Consider the following 26,694-nt stretch of genomic DNA (forward strand, 5'->3'; position numbering starts at 1 on the left):
GATTTTATCCTTATGAACCAGCTCAGAAAAATAGAACTCGGTGTTGCTACAGCAATCTTCCTGTTGCTCCTGTTCGCTCTTTTGTATAAGAGCGTTAACTACAACGTATTTGAACTGCAACATGAATATGGTTATAAGTTCGCCAGATACGATCAGGTATTTGACTATTATAAACATTACCTGTTACCATTACTGGCGCATATTACAATTGTGTATCTCGCTTTTGTAAGTATCAACAGCTGGATCATGCCAGCGTTCTACGAGCAGGGCAAATGGAAAATAGGCACTTTGTTGTTAATCGCGACCTGCGGAGCAGTATTTCTGGTCATAATGACGGCTTCCACGTGGTATAACGGATATCTGTTTGGTGTGTACAGTACACGTAAGGGCGTGCATATGCATTGTGCAAAGTCAGCTTTTATCATTACAATATTCTACATAACACTGTACGCTTTATATTATGGGGTCAAACAACTCTATTTTCAACAGCTGCATCCGAAAATTGTCAGCAAACCCTGGTTTGCACAGATCAGAGCTGAAGCGATTGTTATACTACTGCTGATTGTAGTCTTTACTTTAGTAACGCCCGGTAATAACATCGCGAAGGTGGCCATATTGGGGCTTATCGGATTTTATTATGGTGTTGTGTACTTCGTTTCACAGTACCGTCTGCTACCCCGGTATCATTTGCATCAGGATCGTCGTTTGTTGGTAAGAGATGCCGCTTTTGTTTATCTGATGATATTTACATTGTCACCGGTGTTGCTGTTCATACTGATGCCGCATCATTCAAGAGATGCGCTTCTTAGTTGTCTGGCATTATTCGCAGGTGCAGTGCTTGTTGTACTACCATTATCATATTGGATATTCTATTTGCGACAGTCCCGTAGTGATACTATATTAGGATTGCGTAAAGCACTTGATCAGTCTGAAACCGGACTGGACTTTCTCCGCTGGCAGATCAACCCGCATTTTCTCTTTAATGCACTCAATACTTTATATGGTACTGCCCTGACAGAGAAAGCGCCTGCCACCAGCGAAGGCATACAAAAGCTGGGAGACATGATGCGCTTTATGTTACATGATAACATGCAGGAGCGTATTTCCCTTTCAAAAGAAATAGCCTATCTGCAGAATTATATCGCGTTACAACGTTTGCGTACGCAAGGCTCTTCTGACATCGGTATAGAAGTTAATATTGATGATACACATTGTGATCACGAAATAGCACCCATGTTGCTCATCCCATTTGTAGAAAATGCGTTTAAACATGGTATCAGCTCACGTAACAAGTCACGTATCACCATGTCATTATCCTGTACTCCGGAAAAGATCTTCTTTGATGTATATAATACTGTTCATGCCAGCAGAGCAGGTGAAATAGAAAATGACAGTATGGGTATCGGTCTGCAGAATGTACGGCAGCGTCTGGCATTGCTCTATCCACGTAAACATGAACTGAGCATCCGCGAAACCACCACAGAATATTTTGTCCATCTTACTATTCAGATTGTATGACATTAACCGCTATCGCGATAGATGATGAACAGGTCGCATTGTCAGTAATACGTACGCATGCGGCACAGGTTCCCTTTCTGGATATCAGGGGATATTTCACTGATCCTTTTGAAGCGTTGGAGTATCTGCAAAAGGAAAAGGTCGATCTGTTGTTTCTGGATATCCGGATGCCGGATATATCCGGTCTGGAGTTGATGACGACTGTACCCGGTGCACCCATGGTGATCTTTACCACCGCCTACTCCGAACATGCCGTACAAAGTTTTGAACTGGATGCACTGGATTATCTGCTCAAACCATTTTCCTTTGAACGCTTTCTCAAAGCCTGCAATAAAGCCAAAGCATTGCAGGTATTAATAGGTCAGCGATCAAAGTCAGATGTGCCTGCTCATATCATGCTTAAAAGCGGATATGAACAGTATAAAGTCATGCTGGATGATATCCTTTACCTTGAAAGTGCCGGCAACTATATCAACTTTGTTTTGAAAGACAAACGTATCCTGTCGCGTTTGTCTATGCAGGAAGCCCTCGCCTTGTTACCCCCGGCCCAATTTACAAGAGTACACCGCTCTTTTATCGTTGCTAATAATAAGATTGATAAGGTGGACAGGAGTGCAGTATATATAGGAAGTGTCGCTATCAGCATAGGAGCGGCTTATGCATTGGCTGTAGGAGAGATATTTGGGTGAGAAATCCCATATAATTTTTTTACATTTAATCTATGAACCTCATAGAAATAAAACACCTGTATAAACACTATGCCACCCATAAAGCTGTAGACGATATCAGCTTTGCGATTCCCAAAGGAAGCATATTCGGATTATTGGGTCCCAACGGCGCGGGGAAGACGACGTTGCTGCGTATGATCACCGGTATCTTTTATCCGGATAATGGGGAGATACTTTTCAATGGACGTCCGTTCGATCCACAAACGGATATTCATTCCATTGGCTATATGCCGGAAGAGAGAGGATTGTACAAGAAGATGAAAGTGGGGGAACAAGCCTTGTACCTGGCACAGCTGAAAGGCATGTCAGAGCGGGATGCAAAAGACAAGATCAAATATTGGTTTGATAAATTTGAGATCAACAGCTGGTATAATAAGAAGGTGGAAGAGCTGAGTAAGGGGATGCAACAAAAAGTACAGTTTATTTCTACGATCATGCATAGTCCCGATCTGCTCATATTAGATGAACCATTTTCAGGTCTGGACCCTATCAACGCCAACCTTATCAAGCAGGAGATATTTGACCTCAGTAAGAATGGTACGACTATCATCTTTTCTACCCACAGAATGGAGCAGGTAGAAGAGATCTGTGATCGTATTGTATTGGTTAATCAGGGTAAGAAATTACTGGATGGAGAAGTTAAACAGATCAAACAGGACTTTAAACAACACCTGTTCCGCATTGGTTTTGGTGTGATGCCTAACTTCGCACAGGTAGCTACGCATCACTTCTCTATCATTAAACAGGAGCAGCTTGCTTACACTGTAAAACTTACAGAAGGAAGTACCAACAACGACATACTGGCGCATTTCATCCGTCATAATGTGCCTATTACTTCTTTTCAGGAGATACTGCCTTCTATCAATGAGGTATTCATTCAACAGGTGACTTCCATGACCGGCGAACCGCCTCAGGTTGCCGGTATAGATGAAAGTTCAAAGGCTTTCACCAACAACTGATCATAGTAGCTTAATTACATTACAACTCCTATTTCCTCATCGCAACTCCCGATTGTTTTTATGAACAAAATCTGGCTCATTATAAAAAGAGAATTTATTACCCGTGTAAGGAAACGTTCTTTCCTGATCGTTACTCTGCTTGTGCCCTTATTCTTCGCTGCCATGATCGTTGTGCCGATCCTGATAGCCACCAACTCAAAAGAAGAAAAACGGATAGCAGTGATCGATGACAGTCACCTGTTCCTGAACCGTTTTCCGGATGATAAAGGCGTGTACTATAAATATCTGCAGAATACAAGTATTGACTCTTTTCAGACTAAATATGCAGAATATGGTTATTCCGGTCTGCTGTATATTCCACAGCTCGACATTGACCGTCCATCTGGTGTTACTTACTATAGCGATGCCCAGCCGGGTCTTTCTGTTGAAAGCAAGCTGACACGCCGGGTAAATGACCTGATAGAAGAAGAACGCTTAAAGAAAGCCAATATTGACGCAGAACAGCTGAAAGCCGTAAAAGCAGATATCAGTATTGAATTCAGAACAGGCAACGAAGGACAGAAAGGAAGTGCCGCTGTTGCCTATGGTGTAGGATATGCCAGCGGTTTCATTATCTATATCATCCTGATGTTTTTCGGTATGTCTGTTATGCGTGGTGTAATGGAAGAGAAAGTGAGTCGTATAGCCGAAGTGATGATCTCCAGTGTAAAACCATTCCAGCTGATGATGGGTAAGATTATTGGTATTGCAGCAGTCGGACTTCTGCAGTTCCTGATATGGGTCGCGCTGATCGCCACCATACAACTCATATTGCCGTTATTTATTTCCGGTGATGCGGTTGCTGCCATGAATGATGGTAATACCATGATGCAGGGCGGTAGCAATGCTGCGATGGTTGAAGCGATCGAAAAGATCCAGTTTGTAGTGGGCAGCGTGAACTGGACAGCTGTGATCACCTGTTTTATATTCTATTTCCTCGGCGGTTATCTCTTTTATTCTGCATTATTCGCAGCCGTAGGTAGTCTGGTGAATGAAGATCCGACAGATGCGCAGGCACTGACCTTCCCGATCACCCTGCCCATCATTATTGGTATTATGGTGATGATCTCCTCGGTGCAAAATCCATCCGGACCGGTGGCTTTCTGGGGCAGTATTATACCTTTCACCTCTCCGATGGTGATGATGGCACGTATCCCTTATGGCGTGCCGGGAACAGTGCCGTACTGGCAGCTGGGATTGTCAATGAGTTTGCTGATCGTAGGTTTTCTGTTTACCACATGGATGGCGGGTAAAATCTATCGTACCGGTATATTGATGTATGGTAAGAAGATTACCTGGAAAGAGGCGCTGAAATGGGTAAGCAGAAAGGCATAATGCATAGCGTTAGCTATTCAATTGACGGATGGTCTGATTAAACTCCTCCCATATTTCTATAACGATTTCTCTGGCAGGTTTAAGTGTATGAATCAATGCACTTACCTGTCCGATTTCGAGTTCACCTTCCTCCATATTACCCTCAAACATACCCGCTTTGGCGCGGGCACGACCCAGCAAAGTCTTTAATATTTCAGGATCGGCACCTTTGTCTTCTGCCTCCTTAACGCTCTGGAAGAAATTGTTTTTCAATAACCTTACGGGTGTCAGCTTTTTCATGGTCAGCATGGTATCACCTTCTTTGGCATCAATGATCGCCTGTTTGAATTGCTCATGAGAAGATGCTTCCGGCGTTGCTACAAAACGGCTGCCTACCTGTACACCCTCTGCTCCCAATGCGAATGCAGCTGTCATTGCTTTTCCGGAGCCAATACCGCCTGCTGCAATGACCGGGATCTTTACCTGTTCGCATACGGCAGGAATCAATACCATTGTCGTAGTTTCTTCTCTTCCGTTATGTCCACCGGCTTCAAAGCCTTCTGCTACTACAGCGTCTACGCCGGCTGCTTCACTTTTGGCTGCAAAGAAGGCGCTGGATACCACGTGTACGACAGTGATACCTGCTGCTTTCAGGATAGGTGTCCAGGTTTTTGGATTGCCTGCTGAAGTAAAAACGATGGGTACTTTTTCTTCAATAACGATGTCAATCAACTGATTGATATCCGGGTAGAGGAGCGGGATATTTACACCGAAAGGTTTATCTGTCGCCTGTTTGCATTTCCGGATGTGTTCTCTGAGTGTGTCGGGGTACATACTGCCGGCGCCGATTAATCCGAGGCCGCCTGCATTGCTGACAGCACTGGCCAGTTTCCAGCCGCTGGCCCAGATCATACCTGCCTGGATGATGGGGTATTGAATGTGGAATAGTTGGGTGATACGGTTCATGGAATGAAAATAAGGAAAAATCACAGGCTGATGGTAGACAGAGGCCATTACTATCAGCCTGTGATGAAGTAGGGGGCTTACCCCAGATCTATCTCCGTATTATCCCCGATGTTCAGGCTCTGGCTCAACCCGCGGATATTCGCATCACTACCGATCAGCGACGATTTCAGCACTACTTCATACAAGTTACTGAATGAGCCGATGATAGAGTCTTTTACGATGGAGTAATTGATCACAGTGTTATCGCCTATGGCCACATTAGGACCAATGATAGAGTTTTTGATACTGCAGCCCTCTGCAATGCTCACAGGCGGTATAATAATCGTATTCTCATAAGCCTGAGCCGGATTATTATCCATTTTGTATTTGCTGAGCAGAATGGCGTTTGTTTCGAGCAGGGTGTCTTTACGGCCACAATCGAACCAGTTGTTGACTTTAAAGGTCTTAAAGGTCACACCATGTTCGATCATACACTGCAGGGCGTCAGTCAGCTGAAATTCGTCGTGCGACTTCTTCTGATGCAGGATATTCTGTTCGAGGCAGTCGTATAACTGTGGGGTCTCTTTTATCTTATAGACCCCTACGAGTGCCAGATTTGACTTCGGAATCTGTGGCTTCTCCACTACCCGGATGATATTATTCTCTTCATTCAGTTCGGCAACACCGAAGTTACGTGGGTCATCCACTTTTTTCAGACCCAGCATAGATACCGGTGCAGCGATCAGTTCCTGAAAATTGCCTTCGCAGATGGTATCTCCCAATACGATCAGGATTTCATCATCCTGTACCACCTGTCTGGTCAGCAGGATGGCATGTCCGGTACCCTCACGGCTGTTTTGCTGCACGAAATGGCAGGTCAGGTGAGGATATTTCTGTTGCACATAGTGCTGGATCTTGTCGCCCAGATATCCGATGACAAATACAAATTCGTTGATGCCGGCTTCTACCAGCTGGTCAATGATAATACTTAATATCGTTCTGCCCGCGAGGGGAATTAATGCTTTCGGCTGTGTATATGTGTGAGGTCGTAGCTTGGTGCCGGCACCGGCTACAGGTATTATGGCCTTCATGTACGCAGGTTAGGTTTAATAATCTCGTTCTCGTACCGAGGGCGTGAAGGTAGAACAAAAAATGAAAATAGTCCATAGGGCTGAAGTACAGGATGTTAGGCAGAATCGGGCTAGAAAAATCATCGGCCTGTTATAAGATATAATAATTATTGTCTATGACAAATATAGTTTCCTAGTTTTTATGACTGTCGTATTGTCTTTTTGTAGGAAAAAAAACTATTGAATAGCTGATATTGACTATGCACTATTCACAAATTCGATTACCTTTGCAGCAAATTTTCAAAGTTTCATACAATGCAAAGAGATCTGCAAATATTTAATATCATCAGCCAGGAGCTGGAACGTCAGCGTCATGGTATAGAATTGATCGCTTCGGAAAACTTTACCAGCCTGCAGGTTATTCAGGCTATGGGGACCGTTCTGACCAATAAATACGCAGAAGGTTATCCGGGACGCAGATATTATGGCGGCTGTGAGATCGTTGACCAGAGTGAACAACTGGCGATCGACAGAGCTAAACAGATCTTTAATATTGAGTATGCAAACGTACAGCCGCACTCCGGTGCACAGGCAAATGCTGCTGTAATGCTGGCAATCCTGAAACCGGGTGACAAGATCCTGGGTCTGGACCTGAGCATGGGCGGTCACCTGACACACGGTTCTCCTGTAAACTACTCCGGTAAATTATATGAGCCATTCTCTTATGGCGTAAATAAAGAAACAGGGCTGATCGAGTACGATAAGATGGAAGAGATCGCGCTGAAAGAAAAACCACAGCTGATCGTTTGTGGTGCTTCTGCTTACAGCCGTGACTGGGATTACAAACGTATCCGTCAGATCGCTGACCAGATAGGCGCTTTCGTACTGGCTGATATCGCACATCCGGCTGGTCTGATCGCAAAAGGACTGCTGAACTCTCCGTTTGAACATTGTCATTTTGTAACCACTACTACGCATAAAACACTGCGTGGTCCTCGTGGTGGTATGATCATGCTGGGTAAAGATTTCGAGAATCCATTTGGTCTGAAAACACCAAAAGGTGAAATCCGTATGATGAGCTCTCTGATCGATACAGCTGTATTCCCTGGTATTCAGGGTGGTCCGCTGGAGCACGTCATCGCGGCGAAAGCAGTTTCTTTCTACGAGATCCTGTCTGACGAATATGATGTATATGCTAAACAGATCATCAGAAACGCACAGGCAATGTCTAAAGCATTTGTGGAGAAAGGCTACCAGATCGTTTCTGGCGGTACTGACAACCACCTGATGCTGATCGACCTGCGTAATAAGAACATCTCCGGTAAAAAAGCTGAACAGGTATTGGTAAAAGCTGACATTACTGTCAACAAAAACATGGTTCCTTTTGATGATAAATCTGCCTTCGTTACTTCCGGTATCCGTGTAGGTGTTCCGGCTATCACTACCCGTGGTATGAAAGAAGAACACATGGGTCAGGTAGTAGCATGGATCGATGAACTGCTGATGGATGCTGACAATGAAGCACGTATCACCAGCGTAAGAGGTGCAGTGAATGATTTCATGAAACAGTTTGTACTGTATCCTGAACTATAGTCAATACGGGATGCATATCCCTCCGACTTTAAAACAATGGTTAGTAAGTAACATAAAAAAAAGCTGCGGGTCATTCCGCAGCTTTTTTATTGATGTGCAGGCCGGAAAAACGGCCGGATGTTTAGTTGTTGAGACTCATCTGCTCCTGCTCTTCTCCTTCTGTAATTGACTTCGCAAAGTGCCTGATATCTTCATTCCTGATCTTCTTAAAACCCACTACCGTCTTACCCATTCTTGGGATCAGTGAGAAACCCCATGCCTGAAACATCTCATGACTGATATCAGAGTGGCAAAGCGGCATCCCGTTCGCCGGATCAAAAACAACCGGTACATGGACCTCCATACTGGGCGCGTTTTTGTCGAAGGTAGAGAATACGCCGGCAGGGACATAAGCGACAACAGTGCTGTCATACACGTCTTTGCGGATCAGATTTTCCAGTTCTTCGAGACTCACATATTTTATCGGGAAAGGGTAGTCACTCTTCGCTACATTGGCCTCGAATGTTTCATCCAGCCAGTCTTTACACAGTACCAAGGTCTTGCCCTTCATCAATACCGCATTGTGTTTGATCTCTTTCTGAAGAACAGTGGACGTCTTCCCATCCAGTTGCTCGTTAAATACAAAAGTAGCCAGCCGCAGACCAACCGCCAGATCAATATAATCCGGGAACTGATCAGACATGTTCTGGATGTAGAAAGGATACTGCAGATCATTCTCAATAAAGGTCATACTGATAACCGGGATACTGAGGTCCTTCGGATCTTTCTGCCATGTTAGTCCGGATGTGTAGGTGCGGGTCAGTTTGGAATAACGGCTTTTCGTTCCAGGCTTCACATGTAGTGACTGGCAATCCATCACAATACTGGTTCTGTCACCCTTCTTACGGATTTTCCCGATTTCTTTTTCGGTACGTACTTCAATAGTAGCACCACCGTTCACTGTCCAAAACTGTCTGACTGTTTCAGGGAAGTCCTGATTTAATTGTCTGATCGCCTGCTTATAAGCATTTGCCATTTCAGGGGAAGTACGGGCGAGTTGCTGTAGGATCTTCTTATCAGGTTTTTCTTTCACCACAATGATTCTTGTTCGCTTTTTCATCTTCTCCAGGTCTTTCGTCTTCACGAACTGTGCAGATGCCGTAATCGCTGAAAATAAAAGGCTTAAACAAAGCACGGCTGCTATAGGGCCTTTCATAGGGGATAGATTTAAGTGTAAACCACTGAAGCAAATATAGCTTATAAAAAAGTCTTAATGTGTAGAATTTAACCGACAAAGTCAAGATTAAATCAGTATTTACTCATTATGTATGCCTTATTATTGAGTAATACGATTCCTGCCATCCCGGAATATCCCGGCTCCAAAAATTACTTGCCTGTGAAGCCACTGAATACCAATCAGTTTTATCGCCATTGCTCCCGGCCGTGAAAAAAAACATTTTGCAGTTTCAAAATCATTACTACTTTTACAGTGTACTAGTTATGTAGTACACTAAATCACTAATCTATGATATCCATCCAGAATCTATCATTCAGCTATCGGAAGAACAAGCCTTTGTTCGATAACCTGAATCTGCAGCTGGAGGCTGGTCACATCTATGGTTTGCTGGGAAAGAATGGTGCAGGTAAGTCCAGTCTGTTGAAGCACATTGCAGGATTGTTATTCCCTAAAGCCGGTCACTGTAAGGTGCTGGGCTTCGATTCCCGTTATCGCCAACCAGCGTTTTTGCAGAACATCTTTATGGTACCGGAAGAGTTTTATCTGCCACAGGTGAGTATCAAAAGCTATCTGAGTACCTATGCCCCTTTCTACCCTTTGTTTGATAAGAAGGCATTCTACAATTATCTGGAAGAATTCCAGATCCCCATGGACCAGAAACTGACAGAAATGTCCTATGGTCAGAAAAAGAAAGTGCTGATCAGTTTTGCACTGGCATCCAACACAAAAGCATTGATCCTCGACGAACCGACGAATGGTCTGGATATCCCTTCCAAGAGCCAGTTCCGTAAAGTGATTGCAGCAGCTGTCAGCGATGAAAAATGTATCGTGATCTCCACGCATCAGGTACGTGATCTGGATAATCTGATCGACAGTATCGTGATCATCGATAATCACAAGATCATCTTCAGACAGGACGTTGAAACAGTAACCGACAGACTGTTATTCAGCACAGTTGCCAACATTGTAGATACTAACAAAGTACTGTTTTCTGACAGCTCTATCCGTGGCCATGCTGTTATCACCCCGAATGAAGGAGCACAGCATAGCAAGATAGACATGGAACTGCTGTTTAATGCTGTATTGGATAAACCCGAGCGTATCACACAAATCTTCAACTAACCCTTATGCAAGCGAATAATTTATTTAGCCCGGTTCGTTTCGGGTGGTATATGCGAAAACATTTTCAGGATAACTTCCGGCTGTACGGTATGTCTGTTATTGTGCTGACAGTACTGTTGCTCATATTACTGCTGGTGTCTTCTACTGATAATTTTTCCATTAAAGCCAGTGGATTAATGCCCCTGTTCTTTATAGGGATGTATGCTACCGGTCTTATTTTCACCAGCCTTTGTTTTAGTGAATTAGGTAATAAACAGCAGGGTATCGACTACCTGTTATTCCCGGCCTCACATATGGAAAAATTCATCAGCACTTTGCTGGTAACTACTGTAGGTTTTCTGCTCTTTTATCATGTGGCATTTTACCTGGCTTATCAGACGATGGATCTGATCATCTATACAAGGAAGCATGTGCATATTGTGAATGACCTGAAAACATTCACAGCTGATATGCCGTGGCAATACTTCTATGTTGTATGGTTCGTCGCACAGGCATTTATGTTACTGGGAGCTGTTTATTTTCAAAAATATAGTTTCATTAAAACCATTTTTCTGCTGGCTGTTTTTCTGTTCTGCCTGTACCTCCTGAATACTGTTTTTGTAATGTTGTTCTTTGGTAAAACTCTGGATGAATGGTATTCTCATTTTCCGTTCATCGTCGTACAGATCCAAAAAGGTGCAACTTCTATAGGAGAAATCCATGATGTACTGGTCATACCGGAAACATTGCAGAAGATTTTCATATTCACAGCTACATACTTATTGCCGCCTATGCTGTGGACCCTGGCATATGCACGGCTAAGAGACAAGGAAATATAATCAGGAGTATCGGTTTAAAAAGATCATTTATGGAATTCAAAGACACGCAGGCTATATATCTCCAGATTGCCGACTACATGTGTGAGCAGGTATTGCTCGACAAGTGGAAACCAGAGGACAGGATTCCTTCGGTGAGAGAACTGGCGGTACAGCTGGAAGTGAATCCCAATACGGTGATGCGCACCTGTGAATATTTGCAGCAATACGAGATCATCTATAATAAAAGAGGGATCGGTTACTTTGTTGCAGGTGGTGCATCTAAGAAGATCAAGCAACTAAAAAAGGAGCAGTTCCTGGCGAATGAATTGCCACAGTTCTTCCGCAGTATTTATCTGCTGGATCTTGAGCTGGACGAACTAAAGACGCATTACGAGAAGTTTAAGAAATCCCATTTCAAGTAATTCATTAAAACGGTAGTCATGAAGACCAGTTATAAATTATTAATCGCTTTTGCAGGCCTGCTCATACTGCTGATGCTGATAGCAGATAGTGTGATATGGGCAAATTATAAAAAGGGCTATAATGGCAAAGAAGCTATAAGAATGGAGGTAAATCAGCCAAGAAGAGGACAGGATTTAAAGCCATTCAAAGTGCTGGTATTGGAAGGGGCACGGGACCATCAGTTACCAGTTATGAAAAGTGACAAAAATCTGGCTGTTTTTACAGAAAATCAGGACGGCAAGTTTATGTACTCATTTCATAATGATACGTTGTTTCTCAATTTGAAGAACTATCACGTAAGCATCCTGGAGTGTACCGATCTCACTGACGTAGTGATAAAAGAAGGTGCTGTTTTCCTGCAACGGTTTAATCAACCAGTACTGAACATCCATGCAAAGGAAGGGTGTGGTATTGATCTTACTGATGTACAATTGGGCAAGCTGACTGTTAGTGGTGGAGAAGCCTGCGAACTAAAAATGCATGGTGATTACAGTAAAGTAGACTCTTTACAGGTCGCTTTAGGGAAAAACAGTGCTGTAGAGTCTTACAACGTACCTTATCAGGATGTACAGATGGACATCGAGACGCTGGCTGTATTCCGTATGGAAGGAGTATCCGCATCCGCTATCAAAAAGATCAGATAAACTTTTTTATAACGATAAGACAAAAAGGCTATGTTGATAGAGGTCTGCTTTCCAGCGGACCTCTTTGGTTACTTTAGTTTAAATAAAAAGAAAGCCGTCCGCATATGCGAACGGCTTTTCTCAATATAATAAGCTATTGTATCAGAATTGGGTAGCCAGCCATGCCATGGTACCAATACCTACTTCAATCGCGCTTTCGTCCACATCGAAGGTCGGAGTGTGTACGCCGGAAGTGATACCACGGGATATATTACCGGTACCTAAACGGAAGAAACAGGCCGGAACGATCTGGGAATAGAAGGCAAAGTCTTCTGCGCCCATACGTACTTCTGTATCTTCTACATTTGACAGACCAAGGTAATCTTCTGCCAGACCACGTGCTTTACCGGTTACGGCCTCGTTATTGTACAGGCAGGGATAACCTACCAGTATTTCAATATCGATCTCTGCACCCATCGCATGCGCCAGTTCGGTCGCCTGTTTTTTGATGATCTCATGTGCTTTAAAACGCCATGTCTCATCCATCGCCCTGAAAGTGCCCATTAGCTTTACTTCACTGGGGATGACGTTTGTCGTATAACCACCGTTGAAAGCACAGATGCTCAACACGGAAGGTGAAAACGGATTATTATTACGGCTGATCACCTGTTGCAGACTTACCACCAGATGAGATGCCACAAGAATGGTATCTACCGTCAGGTGAGGCAAAGCTGCGTGGCCGCCTTTTCCTTTGATCGTAATATAGATTTCATCCGCACTGGCCATGTACTGTCCTGCGCGGAAACCCAGTTTCCCTGCCTCCATACCCGGCTGCACGTGCATACCCAGTATCGCGTCAGGACGGGGATTTTCCAGTGCTCCTTCCTGTATCATCAGACTGGCACCGCCCGGGTGTTTTTCCTCACCCGGCTGAAACAGTACTCTGATTGTGCCCTCAAATTCGTCTTTCAGTTGCTGCAGAATGCGGGTAGCACCCAGTACACAGGTAGTGTGTACGTCGTGTCCGCAGGCATGCATAACACCCGTATTAAGTGATTTATAAGGTACATCATTCGCTTCGGTGATAGGGAGTGCATCGATATCAGCTCTTAAAGCGATGGTTTTGGAAGATGGATTCTTACCTTCTATGGTAGCGATAATGCCGGTACCGGCAATACCAGCTGTATAGGATACGCCAAATTCGTCCAGTTTCTGTTGCAGGAATTTAGATGTTTCGTATTCCTGAAAGGATAATTCCGGATGAGCGTGAATATGACGGCGGATAGCAACGAACTCCGGCGCGTATTGATGCGCCAGTTCTTTAATACGATTCTTCATTACCAGCTTCTTTCTCAGGTGACAGATTAATAATGGCAGGTACAACAAATACGCCTCCCGGGAAGCTGGCACTCATTTTTTCTCTGAGATCAGTCGCTTCTTCACGGGTTTTAAAGTCACCTATGCGCACCTTAAAGTAAGGGGCCTGGTAGTCCAGATAAGTACGGTAATCAGGGTATAATTGCATGGCGCGTGCCTTTACATCATTGGCCTCATTTCTTTTATTGGTGGAAATCACCTGTACCCTGAATCCCGGTTGATTACGGATAGCGAGGGTGTTGATGTAGATCTGTTTTCTGATCAGCAGGTCCAGCCGACTGTCTTTTACGACTTTCACACCGCCGCTGCTGGCAATAGGTCCGTCCTGGGCTATTGCCAGGCCTCCGATCAGCAGTCCGGAGAATAATAATATTAAGTGTTTCATATTCATACTTTTATCCCTTCATGAGGGCCACGCCATTGCTCGTCCCGATCCTTGTGGCGCCTGCGTCGATCAACTCCTTTGCAAAATCAAAGGTACGAATACCGCCGGAAGCTTTTATCTGAATATTTGCCGGCAGGTTTGCCCTCATGAGTGATACTGCAGCAACGGTCGCCCCTTTTTCGGCATACCCGGTAGAAGTCTTTACAAAATCCACCTGATATCTGGCGTATAGTTCGCAGCACTGTACAATCTCTTCTTCCAATAATATGCCACTTTCAATGATCACTTTAATGACCTTGCCATGCTGACGGATCACCGCCATCATCGTCGCGATCTCTTTTTCCAGATATGCCCAGTCTTTATTTTTGATCGCCAAAACGCTGGCCACCATATCAATCTCGTCAGCACCGTCCACAATCGCCAGTATGGTCTCCGCCACCTTTGCCTCAATCGCAGAATAACCAAACGGGAATCCGGTTACAGTCGCCACCTTCGTTGTGGTATTCCCTACAAAGGTTTTGGCCATTTTTACAAAGGGAGGAGGTATACATACCGCAGCAAAATCGTATTCTACCGCTTCCATACAAAGGGTCTTGATATCTTCAAGGGTAGTGGTAGGTTTGAGAACGGTATGGTCGATGTATCTGTTGAGTTTCATTGTGACAGGTTTCGTGTGCGAAAGTAAGGGAAATCTGGAAATGGACATATCCGCAACAAAAAAGGGTCCGCTGTAAGCGAACCCTTTCCTCATATCTCTAAAAGACTAAAAATCTTTTCCGTGACATTGTTTGTACTTCTTACCGCTTCCGCAAGGACAAGGATCATTCCTGCCTACTTTCGGACCCGCTTTCGCAGGCTCCTGCTTCATCTGCTCCGCATTAGAAGCGAAATCTTCTGCTACGGCTGCATCACCACCATCAAATTCCTGATGTGTCGCACGCATACGGCTCATATCAGTCTTTTCTTCGCGACCCTCACGGATCTGTGGTTGTGGTGCCGGTTGCTGTGGCAGTTCCTGCTGCTGTTGCTGCGGACGGTTATCTTCCTGAACAGGGATACCTGAACGGCACAGGAAGGATACTATTTCGCGGTTAGTCTCTGCATTCAGGTCTTTGAAGAGATTGAATGCTTCGAATTTATAGATCAGTAATGGATCTTTCTGTTCGAATACGGCGTTCTGAACGGATTGTTTCAGATCATCCATTGCACGCAGGTGCTCTTTCCATGCCTCATCAATCAGGGACAGGGTGATGCTGCGTTCGAGTGCGTTGATGGTTTCGAAACCTTTCGTGTCAACTACTTTCTGCAGGTTTGCGAGGATGTTCATACCTTTCTTACCATCAGTGAATGGGATGGAGATGTTTTCGATATGATGACCCTGTTCGCGGTGGATCTGCTCGATAACAGGCAGTGTTTGCTGTGCCAGTTCAGAAGTCTTACGCTCGTAGTTATCTTTTGCCTGTTGGTAAAGACGGGTAGTGAGCGCAGTGGTATCTGTACGGTTCAGTTCTTCCTGTGTGATATCTGTGTCGATACCAAAGTTCAGGATCGCATCCAGTTTGAATGCTTCGTAGTCACCGCTGTTTTTATGTGTAGTAACGAGGTTTTCTGCTACATCGTAGAATGAGTTATCGATATCGATAGACAAACGTTCGCCAAACAGTGCGTGATTACGTTTAGAGTAGATCACAGTACGTTGTTTGTTCATTACGTCATCGTATTCGAGGAGACGTTTACGGATACCGAAGTTATTTTCCTCTACTTTACGTTGTGCTCTTTCGATAGATCTGGTGATCATGCTGTGCTGGATCACTTCACCTTCTTTATAGCCCATACGGTCCATCAGACCAGCAATACGGTCAGAACCGAACATACGCATCAGGTCATCTTCCAGAGACACGAAGAACTGAGAGGTTCCCGGATCTCCCTGACGACCGGCACGACCACGCAGCTGACGGTCAACACGACGGCTTTCGTGACGCTCAGTACCAATGATCGCCAGACCACCAGCTTCTTTTACGCCAGGTCCGAGCTTGATATCCGTACCACGACCTGCCATGTTGGTAGCGATGGTCACAGCACCCGGAAGACCAGCTTCTGCAACGATCTGCGCTTCACGGGCGTGCTGTTTCGCGTTCAATACATTGTGAGGGATCTTTTCGAAGGTCAGCATTTTGCCGAGCAATTCAGATACTTCTACGGAAGTAGTACCCACCAGTACCGGACGACCGGCAGCCTGTAATTGCTTTACTTCATCTATTACCGCTCTGTATTTATCACGTTTTGTTTTGTATACCAGATCTTCCGCATCCTTACGGGTGATAGGCAGGTTGGTCGGGATGGTTACCACGTCCAGTTTGTAGATTTCCCAGAACTCACCCGCTTCTGTTGTCGCTGTACCGGTCATACCAGCCAGTTTGTGATACATACGGAAGTAGTTCTGCAGGGTAACGGTAGCGAATGTCTGCGTAGCAGCTTCCACTTTTACGTTTTCCTTTGCCTCAATCGCCTGATGCAGACCATCAGAATAACGACGACCATCAAGGATACGACCTGTCTGTTCGTCAACGATTTTTACTTTACCATCCATTACCACATACTCCACATCTTTATCGAAGAGGGTGTATGCTTTCAGCAACTGCTGAATGGAGTGGATACGTTCAGATTTCTGTGCAAAGTCCTGGAGCAGGATATCTTTCTGATGCAGTTTTTCATCTGCAGTCAGACCGCTCTTTTCAATCTCTGCTATTTCAGAACCCACATCCGGCAGGATAAAGAAGTGAGGATCTTCTCCCGTACGGGTAATGAGTGAGATACCTTTTTCAGTCAGGTCAACACTGTTGTTTTTCTCGTCAATAGTGAAGTACAGTTCTTCATCTACTTTCGGCATTTCACGCTGCTGATCTGCGAGGTAATAGTTCTCTGCTTTCTGCAGTAATACTTTTACACCCGGTTCGCTCAGATACTTGATCAGCGCACTGTTTTTTGGTAAACCACGCCATGCACGCATCAGCGCCATACCACCTGTCTTCGCGTCGTCTTTACCTTCAGAGATCAGCTTCTTCGCTTCCAGCAGATACTGGTTGGTTGCCTTACGCTGTGCTTCTACCAGTGCCTGAATACGCGGCTTCAATGCATGGAACTCCTGTTCGTCACCACGGGGGATCGGACCGGAAATGATCAATGGCGTACGTGCGTCATCGATCAATACGCTATCCACCTCATCGACCATGGCGAAGTGATGTTTGCGCTGTACCATTTCATCCGGACTATGCACCATGTTATCACGCAGGTAGTCAAAGCCGAACTCGTTATTTGTACCATAAGTAATATCCGCGAGGTAGGCATTTCTACGCTCAGCAGTATTAGGCTGGTGTTTATCAATACAATCAACTGTTATACCGAGGAACTCGAACAGCGGACCATTCCACTCAGAGTCACGACGAGCCAGGTAGTCGTTCACGGTTACCACGTGCACACCTTCACCGGCTAATGCGTTCAGATAGGCTGGCAGCGTAGATACAAGGGTTTTACCTTCACCCGTTGCCATTTCGGAAATTTTACCCTGATGCAATGCAATACCACCAATGAGCTGTACATCATAATGTACCATGTTCCAGGTTACAGTATTACCAGCAGCAGTCCAGCTGTTTTTCCACGTCACATTGTCACCGTCAATTGTCACATAATCTTTTCTGACAGCCAGCTGTCTGTCCAGCGGAGTTGCTGTTGCAGTGATGGTTGGTGACTGTGAGAGACGGCGGGCCGCTTCTTTTACAACTGCAAATGCCTCAGGGAGAATCTCCTTGAGTACACCTTCCAGCTGTGTATCACGTTCTTTCTTGAGTTTATCTATTTCCTGATAAATAACGTCTTTCTGGGCTACGTCTTGCGCAAATTCTGCGTCTGCTTTCTTGTCAGCAATGGTCTCGTCAATTTTGGCAAGATGAGTGCTGATACGCAAACGGAAGTCCTGCGTTTTGTTACGTAGCTGGTCTACAGGAAGGGATTGAAGTTTTTCATACTCCGCGTTGATCTGCCTCACAATAGGCTCGATAGCTTTGATATCTCTCTCCGACTTGTGCCCGCCAAAAAGTTTAGTTAAAAAACCTAACATGTTGAGTTTATTACGAATGATTGTTAAAACAGTTGTACAGTCCAGAACGAAGTCTTTCCGATACCGGACTTCCCTACCCAAATATTATGCTTACATAGCATCCGATGACAAGCTGTCAGGCTCTCCCGGCATTGGCAAGGCCTGTAAAATTAGGAATTATTTGCACATAGTGAAGGCTAAATGCGGTATTGTGGCAGCAGGAATGGATTTTTAACTGGAATATAGCATGGGAAAGGGCTTTGGGTACTTGCAAAGTATGATACGGGTGCAAAAAAGCCGCCTTGTTGTGGACGAGGCGGCTTCAAATGTTAAAATAGTGTTATTAATCCCACCAAAGGAAGAGCTGTTTTGTCTCCAATATCTCAGCTGCCAGATTTTCCACTGTCTCCGTTCCCTGCTCTGCCAGATCCGGACAAAACTCATAAACATCACTGGCGAAAGTCATCGCATCCGCCTGATTTAACTTATTCAGATGTACCTCTACCCAGTCAATATCTGCACCGGTTATCTCAAACGCTTCTTTTTCATACAGATGATGCAGTTTCCGCATAATACTGTCGTTGCTGATATCATAGTTCGCACCATTAGTAGCCCGGAACCGGATGATATCAAACTGGTTGTTGGTTTTCAGTACTGCATACTTGTCCGGTTTGGTACCGAAGTTTTCTTCCGACTTAAATAAAAGATATCCCTGCTTTTTGAGGACTGCCCTTAACTTTTCGTAATCACCACTGTTTTCCGCAGTTACATCATACTCAAACTGTAACGCGTCTTCCAGTCCCGCTGCCCCATTCAGTTCACGTAATGTTGGTGCTAATCTGATGATGTTACCGGATATGCTTTCTCTCAATGCGTCAATGACCGCGTGATCATAGTGTAAGGTGTCAGCTAATGCGTAGTCCTTCTGCAGTAAAGGATTTTTCTCCCTGCCTGCTGCATTACAGCCATACATCACGCTTGCCAGCGATAAGGATAATAGGATTTTATTCATAGGTCTACGTAAATATTAAATAAATGTACAAAATGTTTCCATTGAGAAATCAGTGTAGAATAATTACTACTTCTTTCGTATACCTGTGACGGATAGTTGACAATGTCATTTGAAAAGAGAAGGACAACTGATGAGGTCATACAGTATCAATTCATTGCATAAACTCCTCGTTATCTCCTCATTAAGCCCTTACTGATACGCTTGTGAACGAAGAAATAACGATCAGATAACGGAGTAATGACAGCGTAGTATAAGTGGAAGAAGATGGAGGGACAGAAAAAGGAGAAAAAAGTATTGTTTTTGGAGAATTTGGGAAGAAAAAGGCCGTTTATCCTACGGCCGAACAAGCGACGAATCTGTGGCGAATCTGCGACGAATAAGCGACGAATCTGAACATAGCCCAATAAATAGCACTACTGATATTATTTTACCGTTAATCGCGTGGGTGATCAGTTTTCCCTTCTTTTATACGATGCAGATGCACGTCGGAAACACCTGTAACCCTTTTCAATGGTTTCACCTCTCAATTGTACATTGTCAGGAATAACGGAAACACAAGGTATCTCGCTGTCCCAGCAAAGGTGACTGGTCGTTGTTAAAAGAGGCGCAGCCGTATTGGCGATGACCGTCGTCGTCGGCGTATAAGGCATAGGTGTCAGCCACCAGTCAGCATGATGCACAACTTCAACCAGTTTATCATTAACAAATGCCTTCAGCAGATGACGTCCCAATCCGATAGTACCAATCATAAACACAAATGTGATCGTCAGCGCAGCCAGATTGACCTGTTTAAAACTGAAAGAAGGAGCATATAAAGCAAGCGCTATGATCACCAGCGGCACAAGATAACTGTAGCCAAACCTTGGATCAGGCGCCTGGAATATCCAGTAAATTAAACCGGCTAACAGGAATGCAAACAGCGGTAAAGTACCCGCCGGCAAACGTTTTCTCCTGAAGGAAATCAGCGGTACCGCCGCAAATGCCGCCAGTATCAGCAGCTTATCGTATATGCGTACACTCTCTTTGAACCAGCTGATATAATGTTGTACAAAACTCTCTGAAGCAAATCGTGACGCATCCACCACCCGATAAAAGGCAAAAATGTGAATATCCTTTGTAGTGGCTGAAATGACATCTGTAGATACCGCCCAATCCAGCTGAAAGAAATCCGGCATGGCAATCGGGAAAAGGATATAACCTGTCAGCATCACATTTCTGGCCAGCCATGGTAACAATATCACAGCGCCCGTCCCACACAGTACAATCAACTGCAGGTATTTTTTCTCACGCAATACCTGCCATAACAACACCGCGGTGATGATCAATACCGGAATAGAAGAAACCTTTACGGTTACAAGGAATACAGGCGCCAGCAGTAAAAACACACTGTTATCTCCTGCAAGCTGTGATTGCCCGTTAATACTATGTTCCAGCCATACCACCATCAGCAGACAACTGATATAATACACCACCATATCCGCCGCAGGCGCAGTTGTATTATACACACAGAATTGCGGCATACTGATCATCACCAGCATACCCGCTTTTAAAAGCGTCAAAAATCTGTTATCCTGCTCACGCGGCAGGAGATATAATAAAGTAAGCAGGTAGACCACACCATTGATGTGATTATCCGCCACACCAGTCAGCCATGAAAAATTGAAAACAGCCGACAATACATGCCAGTGTGAATTAAATCCGAAACGCTCGTGCAGATTTGCCAGTCCGGGAACAATCTTAAAATGCTGCATCCATTTAATGAACTGTGCATAATACAGTCCCTCGTCATAAGAAAGCGATTGCTGCGAAGAAATATACAGTACATACAACACAGCTATTCCCATGAAAAGCTGTTTGCCTTTACCAGCCGCTTTTGCCGCCCGTACGTAAACCGATATCTGCTGATGAACAGGTATGCGCTGTAAAAGATAACAAAGCAGCCCTCCCGCCAGTAGTATACCATGAGCAACGCCCGCCAATGGCATAAAGAAGCTGAGACAGGCGGCGGGTATGGTCATGACAAGACTGCCGGTCAGTGCAACCAGCGCGAAATGTGGATGCGCCTCACTGTTCTTTAATATCCGGTGTTGCAGGAATCGCTGCAACGTATATCCATACAGGAAAGACAGTATAATGATATACAGGAACTTAACGAACAGGAACAGCATAGTTGATTATTTATTGATATCGACAGTTTTTTTCTGTCTGCTGAAGATATTGTATTTCAGGATGCAGTAAATCGCACGGAATCCGTCTTTGTAGTTGATCTTCTTACCTTCGGCATACGTACGGCCATAATAAGCGATACCCACTTCATAAATACGGATACCCGGCACACGACTGATCTTCGCAGTAACCTCCGGCTCAAACCCGAAACGGTTTTCTTTCAGATCGATCTGTTTGATGATATGACTGCGGAATAGTTTGTAACAGGTTTCCATGTCTGTCAGGTTCAGATTGGTCAGCGCATTGGACAGGAAAGTCAGGAACTTATTCCCGATGGTGTGCCAGAAAAACAGGATACGGTGAGGGCCGTCACCCATAAAACGGGAACCATATACAACGTCGGCCACACCCTGCAACATAGGTTTCAATAAACGGTTATATTCTTCCGGGTTATACTCCAGGTCGGCATCCTGAATGATGGTGAAATCACCACTTGCTTTTTGAATACCTGTGCGTAAAGCCGCGCCTTTTCCTTTATTCACCTCATGACGAACGTACTGCAATTTTACATTCGGATAGGCTGACTGGAAACGGGCCACTTCTCCACCGGTATTGTCTTTGGAGAAATCGTCCACTACGACCAGTTCTTTCTGGACATCGCCGGCAAGCGAAACCGCCTGGACTCTTTCCAGGATATCATATATATATCTTTCTTCGTTATAGGCCGGGATGATCACGGAAAGTAAGTACTGTGACATATTGACAATTTTCATTCTCTGCGGCTATATCGCCGTAAAGTGGTGCAAAGAAGCAAAAAAAGTATGTAGAAAAAAAATAATAGTGCCACAGCTCGTTTGGAAAAATAATTAATTTATTAACGACCGTTTAACACTATCATTTGTTACAACACTTTACCTTTACATTATTAGGGTTTTCATAGGATAGTAAAACAAGAGCCGGATAGTCTTATTTGGCTCTTTATTTTTTTATAAAAGTCTGTACCTGAATACCTTGTTAGCATCCCTTTGTATTACAATTTTTCCCGTTTTTTTACTCCTTTATTAGCTCAGAAAGTGTCAATTGTAACACTTTAGTAGGACATTTGGTGCACAGTTTATGAGTGTTCCTACCTAATCCGTTTATCAAAATATCACACGAAAATGTGCGTGGAGTTTTCTACATTTAAGGTTTTGTGGAATAGTCTGGTTCAAAAAAGCGTACAGGTCTCGCTCAACAGGAATGCGACAGGGGGAATCCTCCTGGAAAGTCGTCATTTTGCTGTTATATTGACGGTTGCCTGTACTTTTTTATATATTAGACCCCGGAAAAGCCAATGTGGAGTGAGTACGACGGTGTGAAAAACTAATCAACTCTCCTTGCTTGTTCCACGTTACTATGTCTGTAAGACAACTCAAAACCTATAAAGAATAAAACGTTTTGCCAATGAACCGTAAGTTAAGAATGGGAATGATCGGAGGCGGTAAGGATGCCTTCATCGGTGCTATTCACCGTATCGCTGCCAATATGGACGGCCTGATCGAATTGAAAGCTGGTGCGCTGAGTGTAAATCCTGAAGTAGCGATTGAATCCGGGAAGATATTATTTCTGGACCCTGCACGCACCTATACTGACTACAAGACGATGCTGGAGAAGGAAGCGGCGCTGCCTGAAAGTGAAAGACTGGACTTTATAACGATCGTTACGCCCAACTTCGCACACTTCGAACCTGCGATGCTGGCGCTGGACAAAGGCTTTAACGTCGTGATCGAAAAACCGATCACCTTTACACTCGACGAAGCCAAACAAATAAAGGCTAAAGTAGAAGAAACAGGTCTGACCCTGCTGCTCACGCACACCTATACCGGTTATCCTCTGGTAAAACAGGCCCGTCGTATGGTGGCTGATGGCGTACTGGGTAAGATCCGTAAGGTTTGGGTAGAATATCCGCAAGGCTGGTTGAGCCGTGCTACTGAAAAAGATAGTGCCGGTGCTGCATGGAGAACAGATCCTAAACGTTCCGGTAAAAGCGGTTGTTTCGGTGATATCGGTACGCATGCTGCGAATCTGGCTGAATATATCAGTGGTCTGAAAATAGAAAAACTGTGTGCTGACCTGAACATCTTCGTAGAAAATCGTGCACTGGATGATGATGGCGCCGTACTGCTGCGTTTTGATAATGGTGCTGCAGGTGTACTTATGGCCTCTCAGGTAGCTGCTGGTGAAGAAAATGCACTGAAAATCAGAGTGTATGGTGAAAATGGCGGTCTGGAATGGGCACAACACGAACCCAATACCCTGCTGGTAAAATGGCTGGATAAACCAACCGAGATCTATCGTGCCGGCGCGGGCTATGGCTCTTACCAGAGCAGCTATGCTATCCACAATACCCGTACACCGGGTGGTCATCCGGAAGGATATCTGGAAGCATTCGGTAACCTCTACCGCAATTTTGCACAAACTTTGCAGGCTAAGATCGATGGTAAGACCCCATCTCCTGAATCACTGGATTTCCCGGGTGTAGAAGAAGGTATCCGTGGTATGGCATTCATCGATAACGTTGTGAAATCCAGCCAGAGTACAGAGAAATGGACAACATTTGAACTTTAAAAGCATTTAGAATATGAAGACCATCAAAGGGCCTGGTATTTTCCTGGCGCAGTTCCTCGGAGACGCTGCGCCTTTCAATAGCCTGGATAGTATTTGTAAATGGGCAGCCGGATTAGGATTTAAAGGTGTGCAGATACCTACCTGGGATCCACGTATGATAGATCTGCAGAAAGCTGCTGAAAGCAAAACATATGCAGATGAAATAAAAGGCATCGTAAATGCCGCAGGATTGGAAATCACCGAACTGTCTACGCACCTGCAAGGACAGCTGGTTGCTACCCACCCTGCTTATAACGAACTGTTTGACGGCTTCGCGCCTGCTGATAAAAGAGGGAATGCTGCTGCCCGTACCGAATGGGCGGTCAATCAGCTGAAATATGCTGCTAAAGCCAGCAAAAACCTCGGATTAAATGCGCACGCTACTTTCAGTGGTGCACTGATGTGGCATACCGTATATCCATGGCCTCAGCGTCCTGCAGGGCTGGTAGAAACAGGATTTAAAGAACTGGCTAACCGCTGGTTACCAATCCTGAACGAGTTTGATGCCAACGGTGTTGATCTCTGTTATGAGATCCACCCGGGTGAAGACCTCCATGATGGCGCTTCTTACGAGCGTTTTCTGGAAGCTACCGGCAATCACAACCGTGCCTGCCTGCTGTACGATCCAAGTCACTTCGTACTGCAATGCCTGGATTATCTGCAATACATCGACATTTATCATGAAAAGATCAAAATGTTCCATGTAAAAGACGCAGAATTCAATCCTACCGGTCGTTCCGGTGTATACGGCGGCTATCAGGGATGGATCGACCGTCCGGGTAGATTCCGTTCTCTCGGTGATGGACAGGTTGATTTCAAAGCCGTGTTCAGCAAACTGACACAGTATGATTTCACCGGTTGGGCTGTTATGGAATGGGAATGCTGTATCAAACATCCGGAAGACGGTGCAAGAGAAGGCGCGCCGTTCATCAAAGATCACATCATCCGCGTAACTGAAAAGGCATTTGATGACTTTGCAGGTGGCGGAGCAGATGAGGAATTGAATAAGAAGGTGTTAGGAATCAATTGACAATTGAGGATTAACAACCGGGAATCAGGAATTGGGGGTGGACATAAAATATAACTTTATATGCTAAACAAAAGCTACCCGATTCTGACGTTCATCATTTACTACTTGAATCGTTCTTTAAGGATGAGTATATTGTCAATCAGGAATTAACCATTAACGATCAGGGATTTGTTTCATAAAAGCCTTACATATTACCATTACAATGCTGCTGTTTTCCTGGATGGCTTGGAAGACATCAAAAAGTATTGTGTATGTGTAGGGCCGGACAATTACTGATTCGTGCGTTGTAATTCCTGAGTTATAAATCTGGTAACTTATAAATAATCGAAAAATGAGAATGCGTTTTCTGGCGCCTGTTGTATTGAGCGTAGTTCTGCTGGCCTCCTGTGGTGGCGGTAGCGAGAACAAAACCGAAAAGAAAGAAGAATCAGCTGCTACCAGTGAAACTCCGGTAGATAACTCCATGGTATCTCCGGGCGCTGCTGAAGCTGCAGCTTCTAAAGGTGCTGCGCTGATCGAGCAGAAAGACTGTAAAACCTGCCATAAGATCGATACCAAACTGGTAGGTCCGGGCTATAAAGAAGTAGCACAGAAATACGAAGCTACTGAAGCAAACATCGACAAACTGGCTGATAAAGTGATCGCCGGTGGTAGCGGTAACTGGGGTGAAGTGGCGATGACACCACACGCAGATCTGTCTAAAGATGACGCTAAAGAGATGGTAAAATACATCCTGTCTCTGAAATAGTGAGATAACAGTTTTAGTATTTGGTCTCTCAGCTTTCTATAATTAACTATCATATATAGCCGGTAGTTGTGATCCGTATGCTTTATGGTGTACCGTATTACAATTGCCGGCTATAAAAAACTCAATTTGCAATGAAGCACATTATTCCCGTTCTGGCACTCAGTCTGCTAACTCTCTCCGCATCCGCACAAGAACCTAACACGCTTTCCAAAAAAGAAAAAAAAGCGGGATGGAAATTATTATTCGATGGTAAGACCACACAAGGCTGGCACACTTATCTGAAAACTGAACCAAGCGCTGCCTGGAAGGTTGAAAACGGTGCACTGTCTCTCGATCAGGACGCTAAAAAGAATGGCGCTCCCGGTGGTGATCTGGTAACTAACGACGAGTATGAAAACTATGAATTATCAATAGAGTGGAAGATCTCTGAAGGTGGTAACAGTGGTATCATCTTCGGTGTACACGAAGATCCTAAACTGGGCGCTACTTATCTGTCTGGTCCTGAAATGCAGGTGCTGGATGATCAGAAACACCCGGATGGTAAATTTACCAAGCACAATTCCGGTGATCTTTATGATATGAAGAAATCTGAGAAATATGCTGCAAAACCAGTTGGTGAGTGGAACACAGCAGTGATCCGTAAGAAAGACGGTAAACTGACCTTCTGGCTGAATGGCGTACAGACTATTGAAACGACCATGGGTAGCGATGAGTGGAAAACACTGCTGGATAACAGTAAATTCAAAACCTGGAAAGCTTTCGGTCAATATCCAAAGGGTCATATCGCTCTGCAGGACCACGGCGATCAGGTATGGTATCGTAGTGTTAAAATCCGCCAACTGTAATAC

Annotated in this window: 23 protein-coding genes; 13 read left to right on the forward strand and 10 right to left on the reverse strand. The window is 44.7% G+C overall.

The window, feature by feature from the left end; genetic code table 11:
- The first annotated feature begins 12 nt into the window (after positions 1 to 12).
- The 4 genes from FEF09_RS09260 to FEF09_RS09275 are packed head-to-tail and all read left to right on the forward strand — an operon-like array spanning position 13 to position 4,579.
- Positions 13 to 1,518: a sensor histidine kinase gene (locus FEF09_RS09260; RefSeq protein ID WP_146304845.1), complete on the forward strand. Its 1,506-nt coding sequence runs from the start codon at positions 13 to 15 to the stop codon at positions 1,516 to 1,518.
- On the forward strand, positions 1,515 to 2,207 hold the full coding sequence (locus FEF09_RS09265) for a LytR/AlgR family response regulator transcription factor (RefSeq protein WP_146304846.1): 693 nt from the start codon (positions 1,515 to 1,517) through the stop codon (positions 2,205 to 2,207). Before FEF09_RS09260 ends, FEF09_RS09265 begins: the two co-directional genes overlap by 4 nt.
- Positions 2,208 to 2,239: 32 nt before the next feature.
- Positions 2,240 to 3,205 carry an ABC transporter ATP-binding protein gene (locus FEF09_RS09270; protein ID WP_146304847.1) on the forward strand — a complete coding sequence of 322 codons (966 nt, stop codon included), beginning with the start codon at positions 2,240 to 2,242 and terminating at the stop codon, positions 3,203 to 3,205.
- Between the two features lie 60 nt (positions 3,206 to 3,265).
- Positions 3,266 to 4,579, forward strand: a complete 1,314-nt coding sequence (locus tag FEF09_RS09275) for an ABC transporter permease (RefSeq protein ID WP_146304848.1) — start codon at positions 3,266 to 3,268, stop codon at positions 4,577 to 4,579.
- Positions 4,580 to 4,588: 9 nt separating this feature from the next.
- Here FEF09_RS09275 and FEF09_RS09280 read toward each other — a convergent pair whose 3' ends face one another.
- Both FEF09_RS09280 and FEF09_RS09285 read right to left on the reverse strand, forming a co-directional pair.
- Entirely contained in the window at positions 4,589 to 5,524 is a 936-nt protein-coding gene (locus FEF09_RS09280; protein ID WP_146304849.1) for an NAD(P)H-dependent flavin oxidoreductase, read from the reverse strand.
- A 77-nt stretch (positions 5,525 to 5,601) separates the two neighbouring features.
- Positions 5,602 to 6,594, reverse strand: coding sequence for a sugar phosphate nucleotidyltransferase (locus FEF09_RS09285; RefSeq protein WP_146304850.1), 993 nt, complete (start codon positions 6,592 to 6,594; stop codon positions 5,602 to 5,604).
- A 294-nt stretch (positions 6,595 to 6,888) separates the two neighbouring features.
- Between FEF09_RS09285 and glyA the strand changes: the two genes are divergently transcribed.
- A complete protein-coding gene (gene glyA / locus FEF09_RS09290; RefSeq protein WP_146304851.1) occupies positions 6,889 to 8,166 on the forward strand; it encodes a serine hydroxymethyltransferase in 1,278 nt (425 codons plus the stop codon).
- A gap of 121 nt (positions 8,167 to 8,287) precedes the next feature.
- On the opposite strand, the gene FEF09_RS09295 is transcribed toward glyA, so the two are convergent.
- The gene (locus FEF09_RS09295) at positions 8,288 to 9,361 is read right to left on the reverse strand and encodes a hypothetical protein (RefSeq protein ID WP_146304852.1); all 1,074 of its coding nucleotides are present in this window, start codon (positions 9,359 to 9,361) and stop codon (positions 8,288 to 8,290) included.
- Positions 9,362 to 9,670: 309 nt separating this feature from the next.
- On the opposite strand from FEF09_RS09295, the gene FEF09_RS09300 reads away from it, so the two are divergent.
- From FEF09_RS09300 to FEF09_RS09315, 4 genes are read left to right on the forward strand one after another with little or no spacing between them, the layout of a single operon-like run.
- Positions 9,671 to 10,504 (forward strand): ATP-binding cassette domain-containing protein, encoded by an 834-nt coding sequence (locus tag FEF09_RS09300; RefSeq protein ID WP_146304853.1) that lies wholly within the window; start codon positions 9,671 to 9,673, stop codon positions 10,502 to 10,504.
- Between the two features lie 50 nt (positions 10,505 to 10,554).
- Positions 10,555 to 11,322, forward strand: a complete 768-nt coding sequence (locus tag FEF09_RS09305) for a hypothetical protein (RefSeq protein WP_146304854.1) — start codon at positions 10,555 to 10,557, stop codon at positions 11,320 to 11,322.
- A gap of 29 nt (positions 11,323 to 11,351) precedes the next feature.
- Positions 11,352 to 11,723 (forward strand): GntR family transcriptional regulator, encoded by a 372-nt coding sequence (locus tag FEF09_RS09310; RefSeq protein WP_146304855.1) that lies wholly within the window; start codon positions 11,352 to 11,354, stop codon positions 11,721 to 11,723.
- A gap of 18 nt (positions 11,724 to 11,741) precedes the next feature.
- Positions 11,742 to 12,407 (forward strand): hypothetical protein, encoded by a 666-nt coding sequence (locus tag FEF09_RS09315; RefSeq protein WP_146304856.1) that lies wholly within the window; start codon positions 11,742 to 11,744, stop codon positions 12,405 to 12,407.
- Positions 12,408 to 12,548: 141 nt separating this feature from the next.
- Here the strand turns inward: FEF09_RS09315 and FEF09_RS09320 are convergent, their stop codons facing one another.
- From FEF09_RS09320 to FEF09_RS09350, 7 genes are all read right to left on the reverse strand, one after another.
- Positions 12,549 to 13,724: a M20 family metallopeptidase gene (locus FEF09_RS09320; protein WP_146304857.1), complete on the reverse strand. Its 1,176-nt coding sequence runs from the start codon at positions 13,722 to 13,724 to the stop codon at positions 12,549 to 12,551.
- Positions 13,708 to 14,148, reverse strand: a complete 441-nt coding sequence (locus tag FEF09_RS09325) for an SPOR domain-containing protein (RefSeq protein ID WP_186774256.1) — start codon at positions 14,146 to 14,148, stop codon at positions 13,708 to 13,710. Before FEF09_RS09325 ends, FEF09_RS09320 begins: the two co-directional genes overlap by 17 nt.
- 10 nt (positions 14,149 to 14,158) lie before the next feature.
- The gene (gene deoC, locus FEF09_RS09330; RefSeq protein ID WP_146304859.1) at positions 14,159 to 14,806 is read right to left on the reverse strand and encodes a deoxyribose-phosphate aldolase; all 648 of its coding nucleotides are present in this window, start codon (positions 14,804 to 14,806) and stop codon (positions 14,159 to 14,161) included.
- A 105-nt stretch (positions 14,807 to 14,911) separates the two neighbouring features.
- Positions 14,912 to 18,265: a preprotein translocase subunit SecA gene (gene secA, locus FEF09_RS09335; protein WP_146304860.1), complete on the reverse strand. Its 3,354-nt coding sequence runs from the start codon at positions 18,263 to 18,265 to the stop codon at positions 14,912 to 14,914.
- Positions 18,266 to 18,587: 322 nt separating this feature from the next.
- On the reverse strand, positions 18,588 to 19,256 hold the full coding sequence (locus tag FEF09_RS09340; protein ID WP_146304861.1) for a DUF4253 domain-containing protein: 669 nt from the start codon (positions 19,254 to 19,256) through the stop codon (positions 18,588 to 18,590).
- Between the two features lie 449 nt (positions 19,257 to 19,705).
- Positions 19,706 to 21,424, reverse strand: coding sequence for an LIC_10190 family membrane protein (locus tag FEF09_RS09345; RefSeq protein WP_146304862.1), 1,719 nt, complete (start codon positions 21,422 to 21,424; stop codon positions 19,706 to 19,708).
- A gap of 6 nt (positions 21,425 to 21,430) precedes the next feature.
- Entirely contained in the window at positions 21,431 to 22,180 is a 750-nt protein-coding gene (locus tag FEF09_RS09350) for a glycosyltransferase family 2 protein (protein ID WP_146304863.1), read from the reverse strand.
- 685 nt (positions 22,181 to 22,865) lie between these two features.
- Between FEF09_RS09350 and FEF09_RS09355 the strand changes: the two genes are divergently transcribed.
- The 4 genes from FEF09_RS09355 to FEF09_RS09370 all read left to right on the forward strand — a co-directional run bounded on the left by FEF09_RS09355 (position 22,866) and on the right by FEF09_RS09370 (position 26,691).
- Positions 22,866 to 24,029, forward strand: coding sequence for a Gfo/Idh/MocA family protein (locus FEF09_RS09355; protein WP_146304864.1), 1,164 nt, complete (start codon positions 22,866 to 22,868; stop codon positions 24,027 to 24,029).
- Positions 24,030 to 24,042: 13 nt separating this feature from the next.
- On the forward strand, positions 24,043 to 25,098 hold the full coding sequence (locus FEF09_RS09360) for a sugar phosphate isomerase/epimerase family protein (protein ID WP_146304865.1): 1,056 nt from the start codon (positions 24,043 to 24,045) through the stop codon (positions 25,096 to 25,098).
- A gap of 331 nt (positions 25,099 to 25,429) precedes the next feature.
- Entirely contained in the window at positions 25,430 to 25,846 is a 417-nt protein-coding gene (locus FEF09_RS09365; RefSeq protein ID WP_012794840.1) for a c-type cytochrome, read from the forward strand.
- A gap of 131 nt (positions 25,847 to 25,977) precedes the next feature.
- Positions 25,978 to 26,691, forward strand: coding sequence for a DUF1080 domain-containing protein (locus FEF09_RS09370; protein WP_089812000.1), 714 nt, complete (start codon positions 25,978 to 25,980; stop codon positions 26,689 to 26,691).
- The last annotated feature ends 3 nt before the right edge of the window (positions 26,692 to 26,694 follow it).

This window comes from Chitinophaga pinensis (genome assembly GCF_007896845.1).
Classification (GTDB): Bacteria; Bacteroidota; Bacteroidia; order Chitinophagales; family Chitinophagaceae; genus Chitinophaga; species Chitinophaga pinensis_C.

Coding starts and splice junctions, on each gene's coding strand:
- FEF09_RS09260 (WP_146304845.1), top strand. CDS start 13: ATGAACCAGCTCAGAAAAATAGAACTCGGTGTTGCTACAGCAATCTTC.
- FEF09_RS09265 (WP_146304846.1), top strand. CDS start 1,515: ATGACATTAACCGCTATCGCGATAGATGATGAACAGGTCGCATTGTCA.
- FEF09_RS09270 (WP_146304847.1), top strand. CDS start 2,240: ATGAACCTCATAGAAATAAAACACCTGTATAAACACTATGCCACCCAT.
- FEF09_RS09275 (WP_146304848.1), top strand. CDS start 3,266: ATGAACAAAATCTGGCTCATTATAAAAAGAGAATTTATTACCCGTGTA.
- FEF09_RS09280 (WP_146304849.1), bottom strand. CDS start 5,524: ATGAACCGTATCACCCAACTATTCCACATTCAATACCCCATCATCCAG.
- FEF09_RS09285 (WP_146304850.1), bottom strand. CDS start 6,594: ATGAAGGCCATAATACCTGTAGCCGGTGCCGGCACCAAGCTACGACCT.
- glyA (WP_146304851.1), top strand. CDS start 6,889: ATGCAAAGAGATCTGCAAATATTTAATATCATCAGCCAGGAGCTGGAA.
- FEF09_RS09295 (WP_146304852.1), bottom strand. CDS start 9,361: ATGAAAGGCCCTATAGCAGCCGTGCTTTGTTTAAGCCTTTTATTTTCA.
- FEF09_RS09300 (WP_146304853.1), top strand. CDS start 9,671: ATGATATCCATCCAGAATCTATCATTCAGCTATCGGAAGAACAAGCCT.
- FEF09_RS09305 (WP_146304854.1), top strand. CDS start 10,555: ATGCGAAAACATTTTCAGGATAACTTCCGGCTGTACGGTATGTCTGTT.
- FEF09_RS09310 (WP_146304855.1), top strand. CDS start 11,352: ATGGAATTCAAAGACACGCAGGCTATATATCTCCAGATTGCCGACTAC.
- FEF09_RS09315 (WP_146304856.1), top strand. CDS start 11,742: ATGAAGACCAGTTATAAATTATTAATCGCTTTTGCAGGCCTGCTCATA.
- FEF09_RS09320 (WP_146304857.1), bottom strand. CDS start 13,724: ATGAAGAATCGTATTAAAGAACTGGCGCATCAATACGCGCCGGAGTTC.
- FEF09_RS09325 (WP_186774256.1), bottom strand. CDS start 14,148: ATGAAACACTTAATATTATTATTCTCCGGACTGCTGATCGGAGGCCTG.
- deoC (WP_146304859.1), bottom strand. CDS start 14,806: ATGAAACTCAACAGATACATCGACCATACCGTTCTCAAACCTACCACT.
- secA (WP_146304860.1), bottom strand. CDS start 18,265: ATGTTAGGTTTTTTAACTAAACTTTTTGGCGGGCACAAGTCGGAGAGA.
- FEF09_RS09340 (WP_146304861.1), bottom strand. CDS start 19,256: ATGAATAAAATCCTATTATCCTTATCGCTGGCAAGCGTGATGTATGGC.
- FEF09_RS09345 (WP_146304862.1), bottom strand. CDS start 21,424: ATGCTGTTCCTGTTCGTTAAGTTCCTGTATATCATTATACTGTCTTTC.
- FEF09_RS09350 (WP_146304863.1), bottom strand. CDS start 22,180: ATGTCACAGTACTTACTTTCCGTGATCATCCCGGCCTATAACGAAGAA.
- FEF09_RS09355 (WP_146304864.1), top strand. CDS start 22,866: ATGAACCGTAAGTTAAGAATGGGAATGATCGGAGGCGGTAAGGATGCC.
- FEF09_RS09360 (WP_146304865.1), top strand. CDS start 24,043: ATGAAGACCATCAAAGGGCCTGGTATTTTCCTGGCGCAGTTCCTCGGA.
- FEF09_RS09365 (WP_012794840.1), top strand. CDS start 25,430: ATGAGAATGCGTTTTCTGGCGCCTGTTGTATTGAGCGTAGTTCTGCTG.
- FEF09_RS09370 (WP_089812000.1), top strand. CDS start 25,978: ATGAAGCACATTATTCCCGTTCTGGCACTCAGTCTGCTAACTCTCTCC.